Origin of the sequence: Sphingosinicella microcystinivorans, assembly GCF_027941835.1 — a bacterium.
In the GTDB taxonomy this organism is placed as follows: Bacteria; Pseudomonadota; Alphaproteobacteria; order Sphingomonadales; family Sphingomonadaceae; genus Sphingosinicella.
Map to the genome: position 1 here is coordinate 4,253,704 of NZ_CP116005.1, position 26,302 is coordinate 4,280,005.

At 58.3% G+C, this 26,302-nt stretch carries 24 protein-coding genes and 2 pseudogenes; 5 read left to right on the forward strand and 21 right to left on the reverse strand.

Annotation, left to right across the window (positions count from 1 at the left end):
* Window positions 1-182 precede the first annotated feature (182 nt).
* From PE061_RS20545 to hcaB, 10 genes and pseudogenes are all read right to left on the reverse strand, one after another.
* A pseudogene (locus tag PE061_RS20545) lies at window positions 183-977 on the reverse strand (acyl-CoA dehydrogenase family protein); the annotation flags it as partial.
* 188 nt (window positions 978-1,165) lie between these two features.
* Window positions 1,166-2,248 (reverse strand): maleylacetate reductase, encoded by a 1,083-nt coding sequence (locus tag PE061_RS20550; protein ID WP_271256991.1) that lies wholly within the window; start codon window positions 2,246-2,248, stop codon window positions 1,166-1,168.
* Entirely contained in the window at window positions 2,245-3,015 is a 771-nt protein-coding gene (locus PE061_RS20555) for a CoA-transferase subunit beta (protein WP_271256992.1), read from the reverse strand. Before PE061_RS20555 ends, PE061_RS20550 begins: the two co-directional genes overlap by 4 nt.
* Window positions 3,012-3,905 carry a CoA transferase subunit A gene (locus PE061_RS20560; protein WP_271256993.1) on the reverse strand — a complete coding sequence of 298 codons (894 nt, stop codon included), beginning with the start codon at window positions 3,903-3,905 and terminating at the stop codon, window positions 3,012-3,014. The genes PE061_RS20555 and PE061_RS20560 overlap by 4 nt, the downstream gene beginning before the upstream one ends.
* On the reverse strand, window positions 3,902-5,368 hold the full coding sequence (locus PE061_RS20565) for an aldehyde dehydrogenase family protein (protein ID WP_271256994.1): 1,467 nt from the start codon (window positions 5,366-5,368) through the stop codon (window positions 3,902-3,904). Before PE061_RS20565 ends, PE061_RS20560 begins: the two co-directional genes overlap by 4 nt.
* A 13-nt stretch (window positions 5,369-5,381) precedes the next feature.
* Window positions 5,382-6,419 carry a hydroxyquinol 1,2-dioxygenase gene (locus PE061_RS20570; RefSeq protein ID WP_271256995.1) on the reverse strand — a complete coding sequence of 346 codons (1,038 nt, stop codon included), beginning with the start codon at window positions 6,417-6,419 and terminating at the stop codon, window positions 5,382-5,384.
* Between the two features lie 48 nt (window positions 6,420-6,467).
* Window positions 6,468-6,962, reverse strand: coding sequence for a hydroxyquinol 1,2-dioxygenase (locus PE061_RS20575; RefSeq protein ID WP_271256996.1), 495 nt, complete (start codon window positions 6,960-6,962; stop codon window positions 6,468-6,470).
* A 70-nt stretch (window positions 6,963-7,032) separates the two neighbouring features.
* Window positions 7,033-7,881 (reverse strand): alpha/beta fold hydrolase, encoded by an 849-nt coding sequence (locus PE061_RS20580; RefSeq protein ID WP_271256997.1) that lies wholly within the window; start codon window positions 7,879-7,881, stop codon window positions 7,033-7,035.
* Between the two features lie 44 nt (window positions 7,882-7,925).
* Window positions 7,926-8,813, reverse strand: a complete 888-nt coding sequence (locus PE061_RS20585) for a VOC family protein (protein WP_271256998.1) — start codon at window positions 8,811-8,813, stop codon at window positions 7,926-7,928.
* Window positions 8,810-9,631, reverse strand: a pseudogene (hcaB, locus tag PE061_RS20590) (3-(cis-5,6-dihydroxycyclohexa-1,3-dien-1-yl)propanoate dehydrogenase); the annotation flags it as partial. The pseudogene hcaB and the gene PE061_RS20585, both read right to left, overlap by 4 nt.
* Window positions 9,632-9,725: 94 nt before the next feature.
* Here hcaB and PE061_RS20595 point away from each other — a divergent pair.
* Window positions 9,726-11,089, forward strand: a protein-coding gene (locus PE061_RS20595) for an IS3 family transposase (RefSeq protein ID WP_371328578.1) whose coding sequence is annotated in 2 segments (ribosomal slippage) — window positions 9,726-10,073 and window positions 10,076-11,089 — 1,362 coding nt in all. Because the reading frame shifts where the segments join, the coding sequence is not laid out codon by codon here.
* 35 nt (window positions 11,090-11,124) lie between these two features.
* Here PE061_RS20595 and PE061_RS20600 read toward each other — a convergent pair.
* Entirely contained in the window at window positions 11,125-11,373 is a 249-nt protein-coding gene (locus PE061_RS20600; RefSeq protein ID WP_271256999.1) for a hypothetical protein, read from the reverse strand.
* Window positions 11,363-11,647 carry a helix-turn-helix transcriptional regulator gene (locus PE061_RS20605; RefSeq protein ID WP_271257000.1) on the reverse strand — a complete coding sequence of 95 codons (285 nt, stop codon included), beginning with the start codon at window positions 11,645-11,647 and terminating at the stop codon, window positions 11,363-11,365. The genes PE061_RS20600 and PE061_RS20605 overlap by 11 nt, the downstream gene beginning before the upstream one ends.
* Window positions 11,648-12,193: 546 nt before the next feature.
* Between PE061_RS20605 and PE061_RS20610 the strand changes: the two genes are divergently transcribed.
* Together PE061_RS20610 and PE061_RS20615 are read left to right on the forward strand one after the other, a co-directional pair.
* Window positions 12,194-12,469 carry an AbrB/MazE/SpoVT family DNA-binding domain-containing protein gene (locus PE061_RS20610; RefSeq protein WP_271257001.1) on the forward strand — a complete coding sequence of 92 codons (276 nt, stop codon included), beginning with the start codon at window positions 12,194-12,196 and terminating at the stop codon, window positions 12,467-12,469.
* Window positions 12,456-12,845: a type II toxin-antitoxin system VapC family toxin gene (locus tag PE061_RS20615; protein ID WP_271257002.1), complete on the forward strand. Its 390-nt coding sequence runs from the start codon at window positions 12,456-12,458 to the stop codon at window positions 12,843-12,845. Before PE061_RS20610 ends, PE061_RS20615 begins: the two co-directional genes overlap by 14 nt.
* 129 nt (window positions 12,846-12,974) lie before the next feature.
* On the opposite strand, the gene PE061_RS20620 is transcribed toward PE061_RS20615, so the two are convergent.
* The 9 genes from PE061_RS20620 to PE061_RS20660 all read right to left on the reverse strand — a co-directional run bounded on the left by PE061_RS20620 (window position 12,975) and on the right by PE061_RS20660 (window position 23,099).
* On the reverse strand, window positions 12,975-13,703 hold the full coding sequence (locus PE061_RS20620) for a transporter (RefSeq protein WP_271257003.1): 729 nt from the start codon (window positions 13,701-13,703) through the stop codon (window positions 12,975-12,977).
* 168 nt (window positions 13,704-13,871) lie between these two features.
* On the reverse strand, window positions 13,872-16,130 hold the full coding sequence (locus tag PE061_RS20625) for a TonB-dependent receptor (protein ID WP_271257004.1): 2,259 nt from the start codon (window positions 16,128-16,130) through the stop codon (window positions 13,872-13,874).
* 154 nt (window positions 16,131-16,284) lie between these two features.
* Window positions 16,285-16,683, reverse strand: coding sequence for a RidA family protein (locus PE061_RS20630; protein WP_271257005.1), 399 nt, complete (start codon window positions 16,681-16,683; stop codon window positions 16,285-16,287).
* A 14-nt stretch (window positions 16,684-16,697) separates the two neighbouring features.
* The gene (locus tag PE061_RS20635) at window positions 16,698-17,195 is read right to left on the reverse strand and encodes a VOC family protein (RefSeq protein ID WP_271257006.1); all 498 of its coding nucleotides are present in this window, start codon (window positions 17,193-17,195) and stop codon (window positions 16,698-16,700) included.
* Between the two features lie 129 nt (window positions 17,196-17,324).
* Window positions 17,325-18,704 carry an FAD-dependent oxidoreductase gene (locus PE061_RS20640; protein ID WP_271257007.1) on the reverse strand — a complete coding sequence of 460 codons (1,380 nt, stop codon included), beginning with the start codon at window positions 18,702-18,704 and terminating at the stop codon, window positions 17,325-17,327.
* Window positions 18,705-18,721: 17 nt separating this feature from the next.
* Window positions 18,722-19,015: a (2Fe-2S)-binding protein gene (locus PE061_RS20645; protein WP_271257008.1), complete on the reverse strand. Its 294-nt coding sequence runs from the start codon at window positions 19,013-19,015 to the stop codon at window positions 18,722-18,724.
* A complete protein-coding gene (locus PE061_RS20650) occupies window positions 19,012-20,214 on the reverse strand; it encodes an NAD(P)/FAD-dependent oxidoreductase (protein ID WP_271257009.1) in 1,203 nt (400 codons plus the stop codon). The genes PE061_RS20645 and PE061_RS20650 overlap by 4 nt, the downstream gene beginning before the upstream one ends.
* An 81-nt stretch (window positions 20,215-20,295) precedes the next feature.
* Window positions 20,296-21,690, reverse strand: coding sequence for an amidohydrolase family protein (locus PE061_RS20655; RefSeq protein ID WP_271257010.1), 1,395 nt, complete (start codon window positions 21,688-21,690; stop codon window positions 20,296-20,298).
* Entirely contained in the window at window positions 21,687-23,099 is a 1,413-nt protein-coding gene (locus tag PE061_RS20660; protein WP_271257011.1) for an amidohydrolase family protein, read from the reverse strand. The genes PE061_RS20655 and PE061_RS20660 overlap by 4 nt, the downstream gene beginning before the upstream one ends.
* Before the next feature lie 224 nt (window positions 23,100-23,323).
* On the opposite strand from PE061_RS20660, the gene PE061_RS20665 reads away from it, so the two are divergent.
* Together PE061_RS20665 and PE061_RS20670 are read left to right on the forward strand one after the other, a co-directional pair.
* A complete protein-coding gene (locus PE061_RS20665) occupies window positions 23,324-24,763 on the forward strand; it encodes an amidohydrolase family protein (protein WP_271257012.1) in 1,440 nt (479 codons plus the stop codon).
* A 123-nt stretch (window positions 24,764-24,886) separates the two neighbouring features.
* Complete coding sequence (locus PE061_RS20670; RefSeq protein ID WP_271257013.1) at window positions 24,887-26,296, forward strand: amidohydrolase family protein; 1,410 nt, start codon at window positions 24,887-24,889, stop codon at window positions 26,294-26,296.
* The last annotated feature ends 6 nt before the right edge of the window (window positions 26,297-26,302 follow it).

Sequence of the window (26,302 nt, forward strand, 5' to 3'; positions counted from 1 at the left end):
TCGGAGGGCCAGGAGACGGAGTGAGCGATGAAGAGATCGAAGTTTTCGGAGGCGCAGATTGCCTTCGTGCTGAAACAGGCTGATGGCGGGACATCAATCTCACAAGTTTACTTAAGCTGGGCCTTTTCTCAGTCGTCGAGAGAACACCAGAAGTGCGGAAGAGCCAGTTGCCCGTCAGCAGGTTAGATCGCACGGCTGACCACTTCCTTCATGATCTCGTTGGTGCCGCCATAGATGCGCGTGACGCGTGCGTCGCGCCACAGGCGGGCGATCGGATATTCGTCCATATAGCCGGCGCCGCCATGGAGCTGGAGCGCTAGGTCGCAGACCTCCCACTGAAGATCGGTGTGCCAGAGCTTGGCGGCGGCGCCCTCGGCCGCGGTCAGTTCTCCGGCCAAATGGCGCTTCAGCGCCCAGTCGAGATGCGCCCAGCCGACCTGCAGTTTCGCCGCCAGGTCGCCAAGCGTGAAGCGGGTGTTCTGAAAGTCGAATACCGTCTGCCCGAAGGCCTTGCGTTCCTTGGTAAACTTGACCGCCTCATCGAAGGCGCGTTGCGCGGCGGCCTGCCCCGCGATCGCGATCGACAGCCGCTCCTGCGGAAGCTGGCCCATCAGATAGGTGAAGCCCTTGTTCTCCTCGCCAAGAAGGTTCGAGGCCGGCACGCCGACGTCGTTGAAGAACAGCTCGGACGTGTCCGAGCTGTTCTGGCCGATCTTGTCGAGGTTGCGCCCACGCGTAAAGCCAGGCCGGTCGCGATCGACGAGGATGAGCGAAATGCCCTTGGCGCCCCGTTCGGGATCGGTCTTGACGACGACGACGACGACGTCGGCCTGCTGACCGTTGGTGATGTAGGTCTTGGAACCATTGATGATATAGTCGCCGCCGTCACGGCGGGCGGTCGTGCGCACGCCCTGGAGATCGGAGCCGGTGCCCGGCTCGGTCATCGCGATGGCGCCGACGACTTCTCCCGAGACCATGACCTGCCCCATTAGGCGGGTCCACCGGATAAGAGAGAGTTCCGGCGGTCGTGGTCGCCGTGGTGGGCTGACCGGAGCGAAGCGTAGGGCAGACCAGCAGGGCGAGGCAAGATGGCTTGCGGGGCCGGAGGCAGATAGGCGGGTCCGCTTTAGCCGTGTCACCTCATAATGCTTTGGGGTCATTCCATTCAGTAGGGAACACTACCGAAGTAGGCCGCTTCAAGCAGCGCCCGGACACCATCCTTCGTGACCGGCGCCGGATTATAATAAGGGTTGGCGACCGCCATTTCAGCAACATGATCGAGATCAGCAGGCGTCAGACCGAAAGCCTGCAGACTTTTGACTGAACCCACCGTCAGCATCAGATAGTACAGCCCCTGTGGCGCATCCTGCGCATTCAGCGCACGTGCAATTCTACCCATCGCCTCCGGTGCGGCGCGGCGATTGTAAGCAGCGGCATAGCAAATGAGCAGGCAGTGAATATCCGCATGGGGCAAATTATAGCTTCCACCAAGAATGTGACACAGCTTGTGATGGATCGCCATTCCCGCCATACCCAAACAGGCTCCCCCAAGCCAGGCGCCATAAAGCGCCTCGGCCCAGGCATCGGCCGGAGCATACCCCGTGGCAATGACCGGCAAAGCACGCCCGAGCGCGCCGATAGATTCCTCTGCCCACATGTCCACGATCGGATCGTGGTTCTCGGCGTAGAGCGCTTCGACGGCATGTGCGATTGAATTCATGCCCGAGGGTCCGGCCACGGCAACCGGCAAGGTTTCAACAAACTTTGGATCGTAGATCACTGTACGCGGCAAGACGATGTTTTCCCTCAGCGTCGTTTTGACGCCATGTTCCGTCTGTCCCAGAATGGGAGTCATTTCCGATCCCGCAAAAGTGGTCGGCAATGCAATCTGAGGCAGTCGCGTACGAAGCGCCAGGGCCTTGGTCAGCCCGATGGCTGAACCACCGCCAAAGGCCACAAGGCAATCAACCCGGCTTTCGACAAGGAAACTCATGGCCCGTTCGGTTACATCGACCGGTGTGTGCATTTCAGCATAGGGATACACACCTACCGAGCGAGTGCCGATAAGCCCTGCGATTTCCAGCGCCTGATCCTTTTGAGGCGCGGATGAGATGACAAGCGCGCGCTGACAACCCAAGCGCTCCACCTCCTCTGCCAACTGGCTTCGTTTCCCAAATCCAAAAATGACGCGTTGGGCGGAAACGTCGTGCGTGAAGCTGCTCGTCGCAAGACGACTGACGGCGTTCATCCGTTCATCTCCTTCGTCCGGCGCTCCAGTTCCCGCAGCGTTGCAAGTTCATGCGGTGTCGGCGGGCTTATTTCGTCAATGCACGTGGAAATCCTGAGATCCCATTCGGTTGCGGCCTTTGCCTCATCCACTCTACGTCCCGGATGAAGGGACACCAGGGTCAGTTCGCGGTCCAGCGGATCTGGCATGAGAATGCCGATATCCGTGACAACGACTGTTGGCCCCCTTCCCGGCAGTCCCGCCCGCTGACGGGAATCCCCTCCATCGAGATGACCGACGGATGTCATGAAATCCAGCTGATTGACAAATGCCTTGGGTGTCTGCTTCAGAACGATCAGCACCTCGCCTGCCAATGCCGCAATTTCAGGGGCGCCCCCTGCACCGGGCAGCCTAACCCGTGGTGCCTTGTAATCGCCGATCACCGTAGTGTTGATATTGGCGAAACGATCTATCTGCGCAGCCCCCAGAAAACCCACACCAATCCTGCCGCCCTGTAACCAGTAACGGAATATCTCATGGGTAGACACCACGGTATCAGCCGAGGTCGAAAGCGCACCATCACCAATCGACAGCGGCAATGCATATGGCTTTGCGCCAATGGGGCCGGATTCATAAATCAGCGTTACATCCGGCGCATGGGTTAGGCGGGCCAGATTGGCAGCCTTGGAAGGCAGGCCGATGCCGACGAAACAGACCGCATCCTTGCGAAGCAGGCGCGCCGCGGCGACCACCATCATATCGGACGTTGAATAATCGCTAGTCGTCATGCCGGTGACACTTCCTCAGGGATATTTGAAAGCGCATCGAGAAATGCACTGAAATCGCTGCTTTCCAGCACATGACGCTTCATCCACGCCGTAAAGCCTTCCCGGTCCTTCGATATGCCATCCCACGCCTGATAGAAGCTGTTGTCGCGTTCATAATATCCCTGCGCATAGGAGGGCCATGCACCACGCGGCACGACACATACCGCATCCAGAACCCAATGCGGCATGATGCAGGCATTGGGTGGTGCAGCGAGATCGTCGACAATCTCCTCGACGGTAACTATTGCCCGCCTTGCGGCGAGGCAGGCCTCCTTCTGGACGCCCAGAATGCCCCACATCAGGACATTTCCTTTCCGGTCGGCCTTTTGCGCATGAATGATGCTAACGTCCGGCCGGACGGCAGGAACAGCGGCCAGCCTCTCCCCGGTAAAGGGGCAGGTCACAAAACGGACCCGCCTGCTCTGTTCGACAAGATCAGTCGCGATATAACCGCGCATCACGGCAAACGGCAGATTGCTGGCCCCAGCTACAAAGGCATTGGCCATATCGGCATGCGTACGTTCTTCAATCTCAATTTTATGCGGCCACCCGCGTTCGATTGCATCCCGAAAGCGATGAAGTGAGCCAACCCCCGGATTCCCCCCCCAGGAGAAGACAAGCTTTTTCGCACATCCCATGCCGATCATCTGATCGTAAATGAGATCGGGCGTCATCCGATAAAGGGTGAGCTCGCCCTTCCCCTGACGGATGATTTCATGCCCCGCAGCAAAGGGAATAAGGTGAGTAAAGCCTTCGAGCGCGACATGATCGCCATTGTTAACAAAATGCCGCACGGCTTCATCCAGCGGTATAATTTTTGAACTGATCGACACAGAAAATGCTACCTTCACGGACGCTTGTAAAATGGGGAAATTTGGGCATCGACATTGACCCATACCGATTTCGGCTGGGTATATTCGCGCATCACCTCAAAGCCCATTTCGCGGCCATAGCCGGACTTTCCGACGCCCCCGAAAGGCGACCCCGGATGAACCACTTTGTAGGAATTGATCCAGACCATGCCCGCCCGAATTTCCCGTGCCATGCGATGTGCACGCTGCAGATTGTTCGTCCACAGGCCGGAACCAAGGCCGTATGGCACGTCATTGGCAATGACCAATGCATCCTGGTCACTGCTGAAGGTTGTCACACTGACAAACGGACCGAACACTTCTTCCTGACAGATACGATCTGATGGTTTCGCGCGGACGATCGTAGGTTCAACGAAAAAGCCGGCAGCCAGTGCAGGGTCGGACGGCACCTTGCCGCCCGTCAGAATTTCTCCGCCTTCCTCGACGGCCAGTTTGCAATAGGCTAGCACGCGCTGCTGATGTTCTTTCGACGTCAACGGTCCCATTTCGGTCAACGAATCCAGCGGATCGCCCAAACGAATGGACCGCGCCAGGCCGATGAACCGTTCAAGAAATTCATCCGCAATCGCCTCTTGGAGGATTAGTCGTGAGCCAGCGATGCAGGCCTGTCCCTGATTGTGGAAGATCGCCCAGGCAGCGCCATTCACCGCCGCTGTTATATTGGCATCCTCGAACACAATGTTCGCGCCTTTTCCGCCTAGCTCAAGCTGAAGCTTCTTCAGGTTACCAGCCGACATGCGCACGATGTTCCGCCCTGTCTCCGTCGATCCGGTGAAGGACAGTTTGCCGATTTCGGGATGGTCCGCCAGCCGCGCACCGGCCGTATGCCCATAGCCCGGCAGAATGTTGACGACGCCTGGCGGAAATCCCACGTCGCGGACCAGTTCAGCGATGCGCAGGCTGCTCAATGGGGTCAATTCGGCCGGCTTCATGATCACGCAATTGCCCGCGGCCAGTGCGGGCGCCAACTTCCATGCGGTGAACATCAGCGGGAAATTCCACGGCACGATCTGTCCGACAATGCCCACTGGCTCCCGCTCGACGTAGTTCAGGAAGCCCGGATAGACTGGCGGCACAAAGCCTTCGAACTTATCGGCCATGCCACCGAAATAACGATAGCATCGCACGGTACGCGGCACATCCAGATTACGCGTGTCGCGCAGCGGATGCCCCGTATCGCGCGCCTCCAGCTCAGCCAGTTCATCGGCATTGCCTTCAATAGCGTCGGCCAGTCTCAGCAGCAGCAAGCCACGATCAGCGGCATCCATCGCCCGCCAGCCGGGCAGCGCCGCCCGTGCAGCCGCAACCGCACGATCAACATCGGCGGCCTCTGCCCCCGCAACCTCGCAGATCAGGCTATTGTCGAAAGGGTTGTGGACAGGAATGGACGCTCCCGAAAGGGCATCCACAAATTCACCATTGATGAATAGACGCGTTTGCACGGAATAGGCCCTATTACCAGCTTACGGGCACGACAGGGGCGGTCCCCGAGCGTACAAGCTCGGGAATTTTCGGCGACCCGTTTTCCCAGACCAGCAGCATCGACCGCTTGTTCGAATAGCCCTGATGACGAACATCGGCGGGCATGCAGGCAATATCGCCGGCTCGCATGGTTACTGTTGCCCGCGGCCTGCCCTTTTCTGCGCTTTTGACTTCCCAAACAATTTCATCGGAAAGCTGGAGGAACCATTCCACACGATCATTGCCATGTTCGACGGGAAGAGTAAACTCCTCGGTCGTCGGACAAAAGAGGCTATCCTTCACGACTGAACAGACCGAAGGATTCCATGTCACATCCGAACGGGACAGATAGCCGAACAGGTTGAACGCGGAGACTTCGCCTTCGAAGCCAGGTTCAGCGTATACCTTGGGTTCCGACTGGTCGACATCTGTAAAGGCGCGATTGACGGGATAGCCGCTTTCATCAGAACGGAGCGGCGTATCACCGGGCAGACCCACCATGCGGCGCGCTGTCACCCGCTGGCGATTGATCGCGTCACTGTTATACCCCCGCTTTTCACCCCAAGGTGTCGCGGTTTCCAACGGCGCGGCAAAAGGATCGTAGGATTCTATGGTCCAGTCATCCAGCATCTGCCGGAAAACCCGCGACAGTTCATCCGACTTGAACCTTTGGATGAACTCACGCCCGGCCGACGTATAGGCTTCGTTCATCGCACCGGCGAAAACGTCAACCTCGCCATAATAATTGGTCGTACCAAATACACCATCGAAATTGACCGTTCCGTAAAAGAAATTCCAGGCGACGTCTCGCATCAATGCGCGAAGGAAGATATCGATCGACATCTGGTGATTACCGCCCGGCCACGAGATTCGGGCAAAATATTCGTCGCGCCGAAAATTGAAGGCGCCCGCGCGGAAGGATTTATATCCGGTTTCGTTGCTGATTGCCCCGACTTCCAAGTCGGAAATCACCGGAAGCCCACGAGGGTTCGCGATTTCGTGCACTTCGGTTGCGTTATCGTTCATTGCCATGATGTTTTCTCCGTGCTGACATTCTCGCCTGTTCCGGCTGGGTCAACCTCAAGCGAGGCAGATGTCCGCCCATTTTTCAACGGTTGCAGGGCCCTGGATCGTCTGGAACATGATCACGCCCGGCTTTGCGGATTCAAATCGATAGGCTGCGCCTGCAGGAAGCAGCGCCATATGCCCCCGCCTAAGCACGATACGGCCCATCATCCTCTGCCCTTGGGGCAGGTCATCCAGCCACTGCGCGCCCTCGATCGTCATGTCGATGGCGGCATGGGGCGCATCCAGCTTCACCAGATGCACTTCGACCTCGCCATCCATGCACACGACGAATTCGTCATGGGCACAGGCATACCAGCCCGACTGCCCCTCCGCCCGGGAAACCTCGATGACATATTCAAAGTTCTTCGCCGAACAAACGCGCTCATATGGGACCGAACGCGCAGCCGTTTCATATATGTTTGAGAACACGTAATTCTTTGGATCATCGTCGATAACGACGACATTACCCTTCTGATAAGCTTCGAGCGACCCGAAAACCGTCTTCATACTATCGCCCTTCCCCTGAGATTCATGTCCGGTTGCGCATTGGGTGTCGGATTACCGTCAATCGGGCCGATCAGCGCGCGAGGAAATCCCCAACGATGCGGTTGAAATCATCAGCGCGCTCCCACTGCGCCCAATGGCCGCAATTCGGGAACACATGGAACTGCGCGTTACGAAGCTTGTTCATAAGAATAAACGCGGAATCGAGCGGTAGAACACGGTCCTCACGCCCCCAGATGATGAGGAATTCATTCTGAAGACTGCCCAGGTCTTCCCGCCACAGATCCTCAATCGCAGGTTTTCCGTTCTTCGGCAGGATGGACGGTGCCATCACCACTTCGGGGTCGATGGAATTCTGGAAGCGTTCTTCCAGAAGTTCATCCGACACCTGCGACGAATCGAAGACCATCATTTCAATGAAAGCACGCAGCTTTTCACGGGTCGGTAGACCGTCGGCGTAATAGCCGAACATGCGCCGCAGCCCTTCGGTAGGCATCGCCGAGAAAATCGGCAGGCCGCCGCCCGCCCCCATCAGAACGACTTTGCCAGCACGTTCAGGTGTATCGATTGCAAATTTAAGCGACGTACCGCCACCGAGCGAATTGCCGATGAAATTCGCACGTTCAATGCCGATTGTGTCCATGAAGCTGCGCACGACCCGGGAATAATAGCCGAATAGCCCCTGCTGCGGCCCAACCTTGGATGAGCGGCCATAGTTAGGCAGGTCGATAACAATCACACGCCCGGTTTCAGATAAAGCATCGACATTGCGGCGGTAATTGCTCCACCCAGTCGCGCCCGGACCCCCACCGTGGATAAGTATACTGGGAAACCCCTCGCCTGCATCATTGTAATGAATGGTAATTCCATCAAACTCCACGGTACGGCTTGTCGATTCATATGTATGAACCATATTGGTCATCCTCCTCTATTATCGATTATTTGGGAAATATCGGGCATGCGCCTTTAATCGTTGACCCGTTCATGCCCCCAGATCGAGGTTGATCGATAACGTGAAGGCACCCAGTTTTCGGGATCGATAGGCTGGCCATCACAACCAAATTCGAGCTCAAACCCTGATGGTGTCTCCATGTAGAAGGACAGCATTCGATCATTGGTGTGACGACCAAGTCTCCCCGATATTGTTACCCCATGCTTTTCAGTTTCAGAATAAAGACGTCCGACGTCATCTATATTTTCTACTTCAAGCATGAAATGCACCAGCCGCTTTGGAAAAGGCGCTGCGAGCAGGGCAATGCTGTGATGCCTGGAATTGCAATGAAGAAATATCGCTTCTGTCGTAAATTCTGGACCCAATTGAATGTCAATGTAATCACTGAGATTAAAACCCAGAACATCGCAGTAGAATCTACGCATTTCGGAAATTTTCTGCGTCGCCAGAACCGCGTGTCCCAGCCCCTCGGCGCCAGTGACAAATGGTGAACTCAAGCGTGCAGAAAAAAACGGCTGATCGGGACAACGACGCGGCGTATGGAAAATCTCTATTTCATTTCCATCCGGGTCGCGAATGCTGATCAGTTCATCAACCATGCGGCGACGGGCATGATCCTGATCCGCTCGTACGACTTCCACTCCGCTCGCTGTGACCTTGTCCTGAAGCTGAGCAAGCACCGCTGCATCACGCACCTCAAATCCCAGCACCGCAATATCGTCTTCGGCTGCGGGAATGGTGATGATGCGCGCCGCATAATCATCGATCCGATAAACTCGTTCATCGCCGATACCCCCGGTCGCCCCTTCCATCGTACCCAGATAGTCTGTGAGGAACTGGTTCCAGGCCACCTGATCGGATACACCGAACACCAGATACCCGAGCGCGTCGATACGGCTCATGGTTCTTCTCCCTTGCAAAAGCGATCGAATAATTCTTCACCACCTGACGGTTTCGTCAGGCCTTTTATGCCAATTCCCCCATCGACATTCAGGATGGCACCAGTTGTCATGCGGGAATGTCGGCTGGAAGCGAGAAGCACGTAAGCTCCCACATAATCCTGCGCTCTCGGCAGGTCGGGCAACGGAGAGTTCTGAGCTACCAGCTCTGCCATAGGCAGATTTCCGATAGACTGATCATGCAGCCCCAGGCTTTCTGGACCACGCAAATCGGAAGCTAGCGGACCAGGAGCGACTCCATTCACGCGCACATGAGGCGCAAGTTCAAATGCCAACTGCTTGACAAGGCCAACGCCGGCGAACTTGGATGCAGTATAGAGCACCCCTCCTCCGTTCGAATAAAATCCTGCGTTGGACAGGGTCAGGACAACGCTTCCACGGCTTTCAAGAAGAGCAGGCAATGCCGCTCTCGCCCCTTTGAGATAGCCGCCGACGTTAATCCCCATGACTTCGGAAAACGCATCATCGAAACGTTCAGGATCGATATCTGCGAGCGCAGTTTGATAATCCCATATCCCCGCATTGCCGATAAAGGTGTCGAGACGGCCGAAGTGCCTGACGGCAATATCCACCGCATTTCGATTATCGGCATAGCTGCGCACATCACCGCAACAGATGGCGACCTGCGTACCCAGCTTGCTTTTCAGTTCATTGAGTTTTTCCTGTGAACGGTCGAGAACGACAACTTCCGCGCCCTCCTCCACGAACCTTTCAGCGATTGCACGCCCAAGGCCTGATGCACCGCCTGTCACCAGCGCTACATTGCCTGTTGTCCGCCGTCAGCGCCAATGGCACAGATTTGAGGTTGTGATTTAAGGAGGATTTGGGCTTCGTCGTAGTGACGAAGGAACGAAGATGAAGCCCAAATCCTCCTTGAAAAAATCGGCGCCGAAGGCCCCAGCTGAGCGGGTGGTGAAGGACATACGGCGTGCGACGCGCCGGCACTTCTCTGCAGAGGACAAAATCAGGATCGTGCTGGAGGGGCTGCGCGGCGAAGACAGTATCGCCGAGCTGTGCCGCAAGGAAGGCATCGCCCAGAGCCTGTATTACACCTGGTCGAAGGAGTTCATGGAAGCGGGCAAGCGTCGTCTGGCCGGCGATACCGCCCGAGCTGCGACCACCGGCGAGGTGCACGACCTGCGCCGCGAAACCCGTGCCCTGAAGGAATGCGTGGCCGACCTGACGCTGGAAAACCGTCTGCTCAAAAAAAGCATGATCGCGGATGGGGGCGACGAAGAATGAGGTATCCCGCATCTGAGAAGCTCGAGATCATCAGGATCGTCGAGCAGTCGCATCTGCCCGCCAAGCGGACGCTGGACCAGCTCGGCATCCCCCGCCGGACCTTCTATCGATGGTATGACCGCTACCTCGAAGGCGGGCCGGAGGCGCTGGAGGATCGGCCATCGGCGCCGAGCCGGGTGTGGAATCGCATCGGCAACGATATCCAGCAGCAGATCGTCGAGATGGCGCTGGACCAGTCCGAGCTATCGCCCCGCGAGTTGGCTGTGCGCTTTACCGACGAGAAGCGCTACTTCGTGTCGGAATCGACGGTTTACCGGCTTCTGAAAGCCCATGACCTGATCACCAGCCCGGCCTTCATCGTGATCAAGGCGGCCGATGCGTTCCACACCAAGACGACGCGGCCGAACGAGATGTGGCAGACCGACTTCACCTACTTCAAAATCATCGGTTGGGGCTGGGTGTATCTGTCGACCGTGCTCGACGACTTCTCCCGCTATGTCATCGCCTGGAAGCTTTGCACCACCATGCGCGCCGGGGACGTCACCGACACGCTGGAACTGGCGCTTGAAGCCTCGGGCTGTTCGTCAGCCAGGGTCGTGCAAAAGCCCAGGCTGCTCAGCGATAATGGTCCGAGCTACATCGCCGAGGAACTGGCCCAATGGATCGGTGCCAACGGTATGAGCCATGTCCGCGGCGCCCCGATGCATCCCCAGACCCAAGGCAAGATCGAGCGCTGGCACCAGACCCTCAAGAACCGGATCCTGCTGGAAAATTACTTCCTGCCCGGCGATCTGGAGACCCGGATCGAGGCCTTCATCGACCACTATAATCACCGCCGATATCACGAAAGCCTCGGCAATGTGACGCCCGCCGACACCTACTTCGGCAGGGCTGACGCCATCATCCAACAGCGCGAAAGGATCAAACGGAAGACCATCGAACACCGACGCTTGCAGCACCGCAAGCTCGCCGCTTAATATCAACCCCAGGACGAGGCCCGCGCTCCGCTAATCTACGCCGCGATCTGCGCCAAATGTTCTGACGACAGACAGGGTAAATAGATCGGTAACGCGTCGGTGCGTTCCAGATAGGAACGACCATAGTTGAAGACATAGAGACCGTCCTCCAGCGCGATCCGACCCGCAACCACGGGCTCAAGCGTATCCGGCAGCCATATCCACACGAAGGCTTCGGTGGCTGCCGGGATCGGAACGTAAGCAGTGCCACTCGCCGCAGCAGGGCGAAACCGGTCAGAAATCATCTTTCACCGTCTTCCTCGGGCGCCGCACCGACCGGGGAAGAAGCGCCAGTTTGTCATTTACCCGCGAAATCTCGGGAGCAAGCCGTGAAGGTTCGTCGACGAAGAGCGGCAGACCCACCAGCGTTGCTGCCTCGAACACCAGTCCGATTTCCACCTTGGGATGGCCCTTTTCGATTAATTGCAGCGTGCTGCGAGCGATGCCGACCCGGGCTGACAGGTCAGCCTCTGACATCTTGCGCTGTTTACGTGCGAGGCGAATGAGCCCACCCATCATGGTCAACGCTTCGCGCGTTATGCGAGAATAAGTGCGATTAAGCTCTTTCACATAAATTGACCGTTATAGCGTCCACAAAATAGCTTTACGACTTCTATAGCGGTCAATATCATTGCTGAAGTTGAAAATCAATGGCTCGCGAGCCGGTCGGTCGGCGTGACGTGGGCATCATTGTCCTTCTCAGTTGCTTGAGACACCAATGATATCCATCGCTCGAAACAGCAGGAATAGTTGGCTGCCAGCCCTCGTCCCGAACAGGCAGACCAAGCCGAAATATCAATGAGCCTCATCGCTCGGAAAGTCATCAGAGAGGGCGCCCGGAGCGCCGGCTTGCAACGAGCGTTCTCGACAGCGCATTGCTGTTGTCCATTTGGACGTGTGTGTACGTGCAGCGTGGAGCCGATCGAGCAGAAGTGCACGTGTCAGAGACGAGCAGTATGATCGCCCCGCCTGTTCAGCAACGCTCCGCGCCTTCTTTCTGGCGACACTTGCCCAGAAAGCCGGGACACGCTATCTTACCCGCGTCTTACTTTGAGGAGATTCGCCGTGGCTGCAGCTCAGGAACGGCTCACCACTACTATTTCGACTAAGGGTCAGGTCATCCTGCCCAAGGCGGTTCGTGACCTGCGGCACTGGCCTGCCGGCACCCGGCTGGTCGTCGAGAGTACGGCCGAGGGCGTGCTGCTGAAGCTGGCACCCGTGTTCCCGCCATCAAGCATCGACCAGGTATTCGGCTCGCTGAAGCACAAGGGAGCTGCTCTGTCGATCGAGGACATGGAAACTGCCATGGTAGCCGAGGCGAAGCGGCGTGCGCGGGATTGACACCAATGTGGTCGTCAGGTTTCTGACCAACGACGACAAGCGGCAGGCGAAAGCTGCACGCGCCGCGATTGAAGCGGGCGATATCTTTATCACGACAACAGTGATGCTCGAGAGCGAATGGGTACTTCGAAGCGGCTACGGCTTCACTCCCGAACGGATCGTCACCGGCTTACGCGGCCTCGCAGGCTTACCCGGCATTACAGTCGAGGAGCCCACACGGATTGCGGAGGCATTGGACTGGACGGCTGCCGGTATGGACTTCGCCGATGCATTGCATCTTGCAGGCTCAAACACCTGCAACAGCTTCCTCAGCTTTGACCGGAAGCTTATCAAGGCGGCCAAGGGCAAACCGGCGATTCCAGTCACCACACCTTGAGTGTGTGCATCCCGTTTGCAAAACTGCAAGGAGAAATTCCAGTTTGCCCCCATCAGAACGTCCGAAACGCAAGCGCAGGATAGATCACTTCTCAGTAAAACCCGGTGGGCGAATTTCTTGGAATCATCACTACCATCTAATTTCGTAAGCCATCTTGAACTCATTTTCGGTTTGATCGTCAGTGGTATGAAGAGTCCGTCCGACGAGTCCCTGCAGCTCGCTGTTCTTGCCAATTTTTAGCTTGAAGCCAACGTTTGCCCGCGTATCGAGACCGAAATCAATTTCGCTCGTTTCAAGGATGAACTCTGCGCCCAGTCGCAAGCTGGGCGTAAAGTGACGCATGGCAAGTATCCCAGTATAACCTTTATGATCGGTACTGCCAAAGACATGCTCGTAGCCGACCTCTCCCCCCAAATCCCAAGCTCCCGCCTCGTAACCCAAGATCAAGGGCAGCGTGATGCCGATATGACTATCGCCAAGCCCCCGGCCGTAATCTCCCGAGGGAAGTGACAGAACGGGTTCGATCGCTATCGCGATCCGCCTTTCGTCAACTTTCAGGAAGTTCCATTTCGCTTTCAGTTCAATATCGCCGAAACCGGTTTGGGAGTGTGCGCCGTCTTCATCGATCGTGCGGACATGTCCCTTGACGGCAACACTGAGCCCCGGTGCGACCGGCACAGTCAATTCCAGCTTGGGCAAAATCAACGTGTCCTTGCCCGGTGTATCCTTGAACTCTGCAGCCAACCTGATCCTGTACTGCCTTGCTGCGACGGGCGAACTGACGGTAAACGGTGCCGCGATCGCGGGGATGGCCATTCCGAATGCCATAGCAAGAAATGCTGCATAGGATATGATCATGCATGAGACGTTGCCTTTAGGCTTGACTGATCTCCGCCAGATGATCCGCGCGTATAGTGAGTACATTGACGCCTTGAAGTGTCTGCGATTTCTGATTCGCTCTACGAATCTAAAAAAATCGCCCGGCGGGGTACGCCGGGCGGAAGTCGCTCTACTATATCTTGCTGATCAGAAGAATTTAAACGACGCAGTGACACCGATACGGCGTACAGACGGTTCCAGCTGCACACCGCTATAGAACGCCTTCTCGTAGGTATTCGTGTAGTAATCGGCCTTGAACAGATTTTCCACGTAACCAATCAGACGGATGCGGTCGCTCTCCGTGCCAATACGGAGATTCACATTGTGATATCCCGAAGCAATGAATGGCCAGGTTTCATAGCGATACGCAAAGACGTTCGAATAGGTTTTGCTTCTATAGCTCCACTCCGGCCGAATAAACGCTTCGAACGTGTCCGAGATCGGAAACCGGTATTCCACGTCCGCGCCGAAAGTCCATTCCGGCGAATTCACCATAGGTTTGCCGGCAAGGTCGATGGTCATACCATCCACGAAGGCGTTCGGGAATTTCTTGAATTCAGCCTTCGTCCACCCACCGCGGACACCGATGTTCAGACTATCAAGAATGCGCAGGTCGGCGCTCGCATCAATGCCGTAGACTTCCGCCTTCTCCGCATTGTCGATACCGTTGACAGTCCGCAGAATATCATTTTCATCGAGGAACTGGAAGCGCACGGCCTGCTGAACACCCTTCCAGTCCATATAGAAGCCAGACAAATCGACCCGAAGACGACGGTCGAACGCGTCGAACTTGAAGCCAGCCTCATAGTTCCAGAGCTTTTCCGGCCCATAAGAGTCCCTAAGAAGCAACTGCGCGGATTGCAGCCCACCCGACTTGAAACCGCGCGAAACGGTCGCATACGCGAGTATGTTGTCCGCTGGCTTGTAGGTAACGGTGACCTTCGGTGATAAATCGTTGAAGGTGACCGAACGGTCGATGTTATCCGTCAGTACTTGGTTCGAAAAGCGGATCTGCTGCAGGCTGACCTTCTCATGAGAATAGCGCGCGCCGAGCGTGAAGGCGAGTTGATCGCTAAGGTTGTATGTCGCTTGGCCAAACACAGCTTGATACGTCGTCTTGCCCTTGCTGCGGGAATCACTGACGGCAAAGCCATCTGGACGACCGTGCAATCCACCCGACCCATATCTGGTAACCTGCACGCTATCTCCAAGGTCGCGGCCGATATTCGCTCCCAGGCTCCACTCAAACCTCGTGTTGCCGTTTGACTGGATACGAAGCTCGCCGTTCAGCGACGAGCGGTCGATATCCTGATCTTCAGTGAAATAGCTGAAGCTCGATCCGTCCACGTCGCCGAACTGAAAGACCTGGCTTTCAAGGTAGCCGCCCACGGCTGTGACGGTGAACGTATCGAAGTCAACTTCGGTACGGTTGCTGAGGTACCAGAATGTCGTTCCGACCGAGGACGGCTCGTCAAAGTTCACCCGGGTCTGATTGTCCGGATAGAAGCCGACGCCGTCAGGGTCGGCCAGCCCCGCAGCGCCGCCATAGTAGAGATTCCGCCACGTGTTGGTCAGGAACCCGGTCGGCACGCCAGCGCGCATTCCATTGCGCTCACGCGAATAGCTGAACGTCGTATCCGATGTGATATTCGCAGCAGGTGTGAAGCGGGCCGTCAAGCGGCCGCTCTTGTAATTCGTATTGTTGCCAGGCGTTCCGGTCGGATTGATATTCTTGATGTTACCATCGGAAGATTCGATCAGACCCGCACCGCGAACGGAAAGAATTCCCTCCAGAACTGGAACATTGACGATCGCCGAAACGCGCTTGGTATCGAAGCTCGAATAATCCAGATTCAATTCGCCATACCACGTGTCGCCCGGCTTGCGCGTGCTAACGTTGATCGCGCCGCCAAGCGAGTTGCGCCCGAAGTACGTGCCCTGCGGGCCGCGCAGGACTTCGAAGCGTTCAAGATCAAGGATGTTGGGGTTGCTCGTTCCCACGATCACGTTGAACTCGTCGATATACATGGCGTACGTGGCAGAGCGAGTCGCTGTATATGGATCGAGGAGGTTGCTGACGCCGCGGATGCTGATCTCCTTGCGATCACGCGAACCGTTCGTCACGAACGACACGTTAGGCGCGCGATTCAGAATATCCTCGACACCCCGGGCGTTCGTCCTGTCCATCACGTCGCCCGATATGGCCGTGATCGCGATGGGAACGTCCTGGATCGATTCAGCCCGGCGTTGTGCCGTAACGACGATATAATCATCCGCCGTCAGCGTCGGGTCGGCTTGGGTTTCCTGTGCGACGGCGGGCACCGCAAGGAAAGCACCGAGAATAGTTCCGGCAAGCATTTTGCGAACCAATCGGTTTTTCCTGCCCCCGCTGAAATTGTTATGCATTTTTAGATCCCCTTTATTGAAAACAGACAAAACCCACCCGCTGCCGCCACCTGTGTGACGACATTCCTTCATAAAGCGACCGTGCTTTGGGCCAGGGTCGCAAACTCGTCCTTCTGGTCAATCTTCCCAAGTTTCTTGTTTTGTTGTCGGCGCTTCAGAGTGCGGCTGTCGCCTCGATTTCGACCAGGAAATCGGGCAAGGCCAGAGCTGCAACTCCGATGAACGTATTTGGTGCCGGTGTCGTACCGGCATAAAAGTCTCCGAACGCCCCCAGAACAGGGCCGAGCTTGTCGGGATGATGGTCGACGACGTACGTGCGAACCCGAACAACATTCTCGGCTGTCGCGCCAACCTCGGCCAGCACGGCTTTCAGATTTGCGAGCGCTTGGCGTGTTTGCGCAACGATGTCGCCTGGGCCGACGATTTGGCCATCGCGATCCCAGGCGACTTGACCTGCCAGATGAAGCGTCCGGCCGCCGTCCTGAAGCGTCGCGTGAGAAAAGCCAAACGCAAGGCTGTCATACAAGCTGGCAGGATTAATGCGTTTCAGCATGGGAATACGTTCTCCTAGTCAACGATCTCAAGCTGATGACCCCAGGGGTCTGTAACGTAGACGTTCTTCTTGCCGGCAAGCGGCCCTTCGGTGATCTCGATCACGTCCATGACCGTACAGCCATGCGCAGCGAGGTACTCGACCGTTTTCATCACATCATCCACGCGCAAACCGAGATGGTGCCCTCCACGATCACAGTTGCGAAGCGGGCGCTGGCTCCGGTCATCCGGCTTGTCGTACTGGACAAGCTGCAAGTTGAGGTTGCGCGTGAGCTTCAGCATGGCCAGCTTCAGCCTGGCGCCTGCAACATTGACATGGGTTTCCATCCAGTCGCGCCCCTGCTCATCATGCGGCAAGTCCGCTGCATCGATCGGGCCCATGCTGAACAATTCCACAGCACCGAAAACCTCGGTGTAAAACTTCACGGCGGCACCGAGATCCGGCACTGTCCATGAAACATGGTCGGCTTCGAAGACCGGCCTTGCGGAGACAATATTGTTTTGTTCGTGCACGGCCGTCTCCCGTCTCTGACCAGCCCTCCCCCGAGAGCACTGTCTCCTGCCCTTTGAACCGAGCATGACCGGGCTCTTCATTTCATTCAATGCTGACGATATGCGAAATTCGTTGCGTTAACCGCAAACCTAACGCGCAAAATCACCAATGGGCACGGGCCTTGCCGGGAACCGGGCCGTGAAACCGGCGAGATCGGATTCTGGGACATCGCTCGTTTCCGCAAAAACCCGCAGGATCGTATGTTCGCAACCCCGCCCCTGACACACGCCCATCCCGGCGCGCGTCAACAGTTTGAGCCCACTGAGCGTCCTGGGCTTTTCGGTGTTAAGGATGTCAAGCACTGTGCCGTACGTCACATCCTCGCATCGGCAAGCCACGGTATCCCGGCATCGCGGGCCCAAAAACGACCGCGGCGATGCCATCCTGTCCAGCAGCGCAGCGAAGCGGTAGCGCAACCGCAGCCGCCCCCGGACACGTTCAGCCATGCGTGCCGCCGAAGCCGGGGACAGTATTCCGTGATCCATGACTACGGAGAGACCGGCAATATACCCTTCGCCAAGGGCGACTTCGGCGCCGGTCACGCCCGTGGTTTCCCCGGCCACATACAGGCCAGGAACGCTGCTGCGCATCCATGCGTCGTGCTTTGCCCGCCATCCGCCCGTGGACGGCACCCAGTCGACGTCGGCACCTGCCATGCGCACGAGATCCGATTGGGGGAGGAAGCCGAAGCAGAGAGCCACACGATCACAGTCGACGCGGCCAGGCGTCGCCCCCGCCCAGCGGGCCCCGATCACACTATCGCGGCCATCAATCCCCGCGAGCGGCGCATCGAAGTGGACAGGTACGCCGGCGCGCAACAGTCGCAAAGCCGCAGCCGCAGCCGCCAAGAGCACATTGGAATGGCGCGCAGCAATGAATGCATCGCTTCCAAGTGCGCGAAAGAAATGCCGTTTCGGCTGCGCGAACAGAACGCAGGCAACCGAGCCCCCGCTTTGGACGATCTGGTCAGCAACGATCAGTTGCAGCGGATGGGTCCCGGCGAGCACGAAGCGTCCGCTCGGAACCAGAAGCTGGCTCTTGATGAAGGACTGCGTTCCGCCGGCGCTCATCACGCCCGGCAGCGTCCAGCCCGGCAAGGCGGCCGGAAGATCGTAACAGCCTGCCGCAATCAGCACGCGGTGCGCGAGTAACTTGCCGCCGCCGCCCGGACCGCTGACGTGAATGTCGAACCCCGACGCTGCCGGGAAGATACCGAGAACCGACCGGCGTCCCAGCCATTGCACGGCATCCAGCGCTTCAAACCGTTCGAGCTGCGCCTTCAGATCTCGATAGGGGCGCCCTGCCATCCAATTACGAACACTGAACGACCGGGGCGGCTGCCGCAGTATCTGGCCGCCCGGCCTCGCCTGTTCATCGAGAACGGCAACGGAGAGGCCGGCGCCGCTCGCGACTTCCGCCGCAGCCTGACCGGCCGGGCCTCCGCCAATGATGGCGAGATCGACAGTCATGGAATCCGGCACCGCCATCAGGCACCTGACATTGTTCGGATAGACATGTCCGGCACGACGTCGACGAGGCACGCACGGACGGTACGGTATTGCCCGGCACTGTCTACGACATCGACAAGACATTCACAGCACGTCCCCATATTGCAGAACAATCCTCGCGGATTACCCCGGCTGTCTATCCGGAAAATGATCATCCCGGCCGCCAGGAGCGCGGTCGCAAGAGTTTCGCCTTCCCAGCTCGGAACCGTATGGCCGTCCACGTCGATGGTGAGCGCAGCGCCGCGCTCGACGCCTTCTTCCTTCCGTATCATGGCAACCCCATGAAGCTGTTCAAATGCTCGAACCTGGCCGGAGAAAACGGAGTGAACACATCGGTAGCCGCGACGGGCAACCCGCCGATGCTGTCCGCCAGAAAGCGCGCGAATGTGGGCCCGAGCGTAAAACCGGAACCGCCCACACAGACATGAAGACCCGGCACGCTGGGAATTTCGCCGACGATCGGCAGCTGATCGGCCGTGAGTGCCACGGTTCCGGTCCAGCTGCGGATGAGGCTGAGCTGTGCCGTCGCCGGAACGGTCGCCACAGCAGCGCGCAGATTTTCGCGCACGACATCCAACTGCAGCAAAGGCGGTCCCGACAGATCGAACCCCCCGTGCACGCCAGGTCGCAGACGCGATGCCCATCCGCCGCCGATAACGATGTTGCCGTCGTGCGCCTGCTTCATGGACAGGCGGCGGCCGACATGCTGGATCAGGTGCGGCATCAAGGCCCTGGTGCGTGCACTGACGCTCATCGTCAGCCCCACGGGGAAAACCGGCAGATGCACATTGGCGAGCGCTGCGGTCGTTGCTGCCCATGCACCGGTGGCGATCAGCAGCTGGTCAGCGTGCAGCCGCGCGTGCCCGGCCGCGTCGGCGGTCGAAACCGCGAAGCCCGTCGAAGCGCGCGCTATGGCGTTCACCGAGGTTTGCGTTCGAATCTCGGCTCCCGACCGCACGGCGGCGCGGGCGAACGCCGGTGTAAGGATACGCGGGTTGGCGTGGCCTTCATCCGCCAGCCACGTCGCACCGATGATCTCGGGCGCGAGGTAAGGCGCTATCGCGCGCGCCTCGTCACCATCGATCAGCCGGGTCGGAATATCATAGTCGGCCTCGCGCTTTGCCTTGCGCGTCAGGAGGCGCATTTCATCCGGCGTGGTCGCGACCATCAACCCGCCGTCGAAAGCGATCTCCAGATCGCAGCCCAGCAGCGCTTCGAGCTGCCTCCATTCATCAATTGCCAGCCTGTTCAGCGCAATCACACGCGCGGCCTGCTCTGCAAGCGCTTCGCCATGTTCAAGAAAGCGGCGTTCAATCTGGAAATGCAGCGAACCGGCGTTCTGGCCGGAAGCGCCGGCATTGATGTCGCCCTGCTCGACGAGCACCACCGACGCGCCCGCCTTCGCGAGGTGGAATGCCGCCGCGCAGCCGGTCAGCCCGCCGCCGACAATCAGGACGTCGCAGGAATCCATACTCAGGATCGAGACAGTGAAGAGATGGTCACGCGTACAATCTGTCGCTTTCCCGTGATCCCGTCGAGTCAACTATTCACCTCAGGGCCTGTAAGCGAATTCGTTTCTGGGATGCAATTTCCCATCCTGCACGATCCACTCGATGGCACGGATGTTCTCGATATTCTGGAGAGGGTCGGCGGACAGGATGAGCATGTCCGCGATCTTGCCCGGCTCCACCGTCCCGAGCGTGTCGGCGACGCCGATCACCTCGGCGCCGTTGCGGGTTGCCGCAACGAGCGCCTCCATCGGCGTCAGCCCGCACTCCGTCAGGATCTTCACCTCCCAGGGCGTATTATAGCCCTGAAAATTATACCCCACCGTGCCCCCCGCATCCGTGCCGACCGCCGTCTTCACTCCGCCGCGATGCATCTTGCCGATATTCTCGCAGATGTTCGGGTTGTGCTCTCGCGCCCATGCATAGGCATCCATCATGGATGCCTTGCTGAAAAGGGCCTTCTCCTCGTCCATGAACGCAACCGAACGCATCTTTGCGAGCATGAAGGCCGGTACGCTGCCGACGAGAACCGGATCATCGAGGTTCGCGCCGACGCGCGGGTCCGGCCCCAGGAAGGAACGGAACAGGCTGGCCGTGTGCACGATCGCAACATTGTTGTTCACCATGTCCGCGATCAGCGAATCCCCTTCCGGAAGGGGATCTTCCAGCCCGTGGATTACCGATTGCGCCTTGATCGCCACGGCGCGCTTGAACTCATGAAGGTTCATCGCATGAACGTACATTTTCATGGCGTTGGCCTTCGCCACATCGACGATGGCGAAAAGCATATCCTCGGGCATTTCGACATGGGTTCCGTGGCTGCCCAGCCCATCCTCGATAACGATCTTGAATCCATCGAGATTCGAGGCGACATATTCCTCTGCCTTGGCGCGCGCTGCCGCTGCATCGGACAAGGCGCCGCCATGACGACTTCCCCAGCCCTTTTCAGGCGTGAAGGAATGTCCGAGCGCATAGATTCTGGGAGCGACCAGACGCCCGTCTCGCTGCGCCTGGCGCTGGGCGATGATCCAGTCCTTCGGCGACGATACGTTGAGGATCGTCGTCACACCGTTGTAAAGAAACGCTTTGGGTGTATGGGCAATGACCTTGGCGCGTTCGTCCTCAGTGAGCTGGAACAGCGTCGGAAAATGAAGATGCACGTGCGCGTCGATGAGGCCGGGCGTCACGAATTTTCCGGTCGCATCCACGATCTTTGTGCGTGCCGGCGCCGCGAGTTTCGGCCCCACCGATGCGATCTTGCCGTTCACCACAAGGATATCGATACCGGACTTCGGGGCATCCCCCGTGCCGTCGACAAGCGTGGCATTGCGAATCAGCAAAGGCGTCGCCGAAGTTTTGCTTTCGGCAGCAGCAGGCGTCGCGGCAATCGCGAGCCATGTGCACAGGGCAAAAAAAGAGTACCGGCCCGATCGTTTCATGGTCTGGAAGCCCCCGTCTTGTATGCGAATTCGTTTCTGGGATGCAATTTCCCATCCTGCACGATCCACTCGATGGCACGGATGTTCTCGATATTCTGGAGAGGGTCGGCGGACAGGATGAGCATGTCCGCGATCTTGCCCGGCTCCACCGTCCCGAGCGTGTCGGCGACGCCGATCACCTCGGCGCCGTTGCGGGTTGCCGCAACGAGCGCCTCCATCGGCGTCAGCCCGCACTCCGTCAGGATCTTCACCTCCCAGGGCGTATTATAGCCCTGAAAATTATACCCCACCGTGCCCCCCGCATCCGTGCCGACCGCCGTCTTCACTCCGCCGCGATGCATCTTGCCGATATTCTCGCAGATGTTCGGATTGGCCTTTTCCGCCCATTGATAGGCTTCGATTTTGGAAACTTTGACGAAGGCGTCGCGCTCGCTTTGCATAAAGCCCGGTGTGCGCATCTTTGCGAGCATGAAGGCCGGTACGCTGCCGACGAGAACCGGATCATCGAGGTTCGCGCCGGCACGCGGGTCGGGTGCCAGGAAGGAACGGAACAGGCTGGCCGTGTGCACGACCGCGACGTTCTTGGCCGCCAACTCGGCAATCAGCGGGTCGTCTGCTGCAAGCCGCTCCCCCAGTCCGTGGATTATCGCAACCGGGCCTATGCCCACGGACCGTCGATACTCGGGGATTCCGATCGCATGGATATAGGTGCCGAGTTTGGCTGTCTTTGCCGCCTCAACAACGACCTGCAGCATGTCTTCCGGGATTTCCACATGGGTAATCTCGTCGCCGAGGCCGCTTTCGATGATGATCTTGATGCCGTCGGCGTGCGCTGCTGCCGCTTCTTCCACCGTATGACGCGCGCTTAGGGCATCTTTCATGGCACCGCCGTGGCGACTGCCCCAACCGCCTTCGGGCTTGATCGATTCCGAGAGTGCAAAAATGCGGGGCCCGACAAGCCGACCCTCACGCTGTGCCTGCCGCTCCTCAAGCAGTCTCGGATTGGAGCCGGCGTTCAAGACCGTAGTGACGCCGTTGTACAGGAACGCGCGCGGCGTATGCGCCTCCATCAGCTTGCGTTCGTCCGCCGTCAACTGCGCAAGGACCGGCGAATGCAAATGCGTGTGCGCGTCGATTATCCCCGGCATCACGAATTTTCCGGTGGCATCGATAACCAGCCCCTTGGCTGGCACGGCAAGCGCCTTTCCGACCGCAACCACCTTGCCGGCCGAGACGAGAATATCGACTCCGGCCTGCGGAGGGCTGCCGGTTCCGTCAATCAATGTCGCATTGCGGAAGAGGAGGTCGGTATTCGCCTGCTCGGTCGCGGGTTGAGCACAGGATGCAAGCAGGGCGGCGGCGGCCGCGAGCTTCCAGAAGGCCGACATCGATCGCGCAGTTCCGTTCATGTTTGCCCCGCTCCCTCATTCAGATGCATCGCGGCATGGGCGAGACCGAATGTACGAAGCATTTCGCACCACTCATGTTGTTTACGTCAATAGCATTGATAATCGACTTTCATTGCGTTTGGCGCAAAGGTCAGTTTTGCATTTACCGCAATGGAAACTATCAATCCACGACATTGGTCGCAACAAATCGTACTTCATAATGCCCCAGAACTCGGAGGGACATCATGAAACAGGTTCGCGCTTTTACCCGGAAGATCGCCGTCTTTCTTGCCGCCACCGGCATCGGCTGCGCCGCAGCGGCCCAAAGTGCTCATGCTGAGCGTCTTGCGATCATCGGCGCCGTGCTGATCGACGGCACAGGCCGCGCGCCGGTTCCGGAGAGCGTTGTCTATGTCGCTGATGGCAAGATCGAACGTATCGGCCGTGTCGGCGACGCCATACCGGCGGGCACACGGCGGATAGAGGCGCGAGGCAAGTTCATCATACCGGGCATTGTCGATGCCCATACACATGTCGACTCGCTGGGCGTCGCTCCGATGACCAACGAGCAGAAAAAGATCGCGCGCGAATATTACCCCCGCGCCTTCCTGTTCAACGGCGTCACGTCCGTGGTCAACATGTCCGCCCATGTGCCGGCGGAGGTTCTGGCCCTGCGCGACCGTGCGAACACCGACCCGAAAGCACTTGTACCGCGGATCTATACCGGCGCCTCGCATTTTACAGCCGATCAGGGCTGGGGGGGACGTCACAACGGGGGCATCAAGTCACCGGACGATATCAACAACCGAATGGACGACTACGCGGCGCGCGGTTTCGATCTCGTCAAGATCATCGACGAGGACGGCCTCGGCGACGAAACGGTATTCCCGAAGATCGCACCGGAATATCTCAATGCCGTGATGCGTGCCGCTGCCGGCAAAGATCTTCCCGTCTTCATCCACGCAACGGATGCCGACGAGTACCGCGAAGCGATTGCGGCAGGCCCGCGCGCGATCGCGCACGGGCTCTTCACGCCGCTGACGGCCGACAGCGACATCGTCGCCGATCTAAAGCAGAAGAACATATTTGTCGTTCCGACCATTGTTCTTTTCGAATCGTTCTTCGTCTTCCTGGACAATCCCGCACTGCTGAACGACCCCCTCCTCAATCAGTCCGTGCCTGACTTCATCATGGCCGCGGCAAGAAATCCCGAAACCATCAAGACGATGCGCGGAAGAATGGACGAAATCCTGAAAATGGACGCAGCCGCCTGGGCCCGAGACAGCCTGCCTGCCTTGCTCGCAAACACGCGGATACTCTTCGAGCAAGGTGTCAAGGTTGCAATCGGTACGGATTCGGGCGGTGCTGTCATGCACGCATTCCAGGGGTACAACACACCGCGCGAGATCGAGATCATGGCCGATTGCTGCATGACGCCCATGCAAGCGATCGTTGCCGCCACCCGCACGGGCGCCGAGGTGATTGACGGGCAAGCGATCTTCGGCACGCTTGAACCCGGCAAGTCAGCGGATTTGCTCCTCCTGAATGGAGATCCCCTCGCCGACATTCACAACATCCGCGACTTTGACTGGATGATGCTCCGCGGGCATATGATCGAGCGGTCAACACTCAGTTACTCTAGCTACGTCAGCGAAAGACAAGATGGCACACCAGCATTGCCGTAAGTGCCATGCATTTTCTCTTATGTTGCATTTATAGCAACGAAAATGCGCGCCGACCCTGTATTGCCATACGACGGCCCTCATCGCAGGTTTGTCATGCAAAACGACGGTGCGGGGGGCACCGGAATGAAGGCCGATAACAGGCCCCATCGCCAAACGGCACTTCCCCCGGCACGATCTTTTGCGCCTGTGTCATTGATTTCGGATACCAGAATTATGAACCATGCACATGCTACGGCACGTCTCTCACCGATCGCACGCCTTTTCGCCATCGCCTGCGCCTTACTGCCGATCAATGCTTTCTCGGCCGAGGCGCAAAATGCAGTCGCTATCACTGGTGCTAACGTCGTTTCGGTAGAAGACGGCTCCACACTTCAGAACGCGGTGGTCCTGATCGAAGGCGACAAGATCAAGAGCATCGGCCGTGCCGACGAGGTTGACGTGCCTGCGGATGCCCGGATCATCTCTCTCCCCGGCAAATGGCTGATACCGGGCCTGATGAATATGCACGTCCATTTCGGCCTGAAGCTGCCGGGCAAGGAAGGCGCCGAACTGCTCAACGAAACCGACGCAGCGCAAGCGTTGCGCATGGCTGAGAACGCGCGGCTCTCACTGCTTTCGGGCGTCACCACGGTCCGCCTGACCAACGAGTACAACGGCAACGAGTTCGCGCTGAAGCGCGCCATCGAGCGCGGCTATGCAAAAGGCCCCCGCTTCGAGACAGCCGGCGAAATCATCGCTCCCACCGGCGGTCACGGGGGCGTGCTCGAGGCAGACGGCGCCGCGGGCTTCGCTCATGCCGCGCGCGTGCAGATTGCCAAAGGCGCGACCTGGCTGAAGGTTGCGATCTCCGGCGGCATTTCAGACACCCACGGAAGCATTTCTGCAGCACCGACGACCGAGGAAGAGCTCGCGACATTGCTCGATGTCGCGCATCGCAACGGCGTCAAGGTCACCGCGCACAACGGATCACCCGTCGCGGCGGAATTGGCGATCAAGCTCGGCATCAACTGTTTCGAGCACGGTTATCATCTGACGGATGAAATCCTCCGGAAAATGAAAGCCAAAGATGTATGGCTTGTGCCGACCATCGTCGTCACCCAGCCGGGTGCCCGTGAATTCTTCCGCAAGATAGGCTCTCCGGACTGGTATCTCGAGCGTGTCGCTGCGACCGGCAAAGATCACTGGGCAATGCTCCAGAAGGCAATTCGCATCGGCGTACCGATTGCGCTCGGCACCGATCAGTTTCCGTTCGAACCCAACGAGGGAACGACGGCTACGGTACGTGAGGCCGAACTTTATGTCGATGCGGGCATGACACCTCTGAAAGCGCTCCAGGCTGCGACCATCCAACCCGCACGAATGCTGGGACTGGAGGCGTCCGTCGGCAGTCTTGCGCCTGGAAAGTTTGCAGACATCGTTGCCGTGGATGCCGATCCTTCACGCAACATCAGCGCGCTGCGCACGATCGGTTTTGTCATGAAGGGCGGCAAGGTCTACCGCCACGATGCCGCACCTGCTCTCGTTACGCCATAATCATTC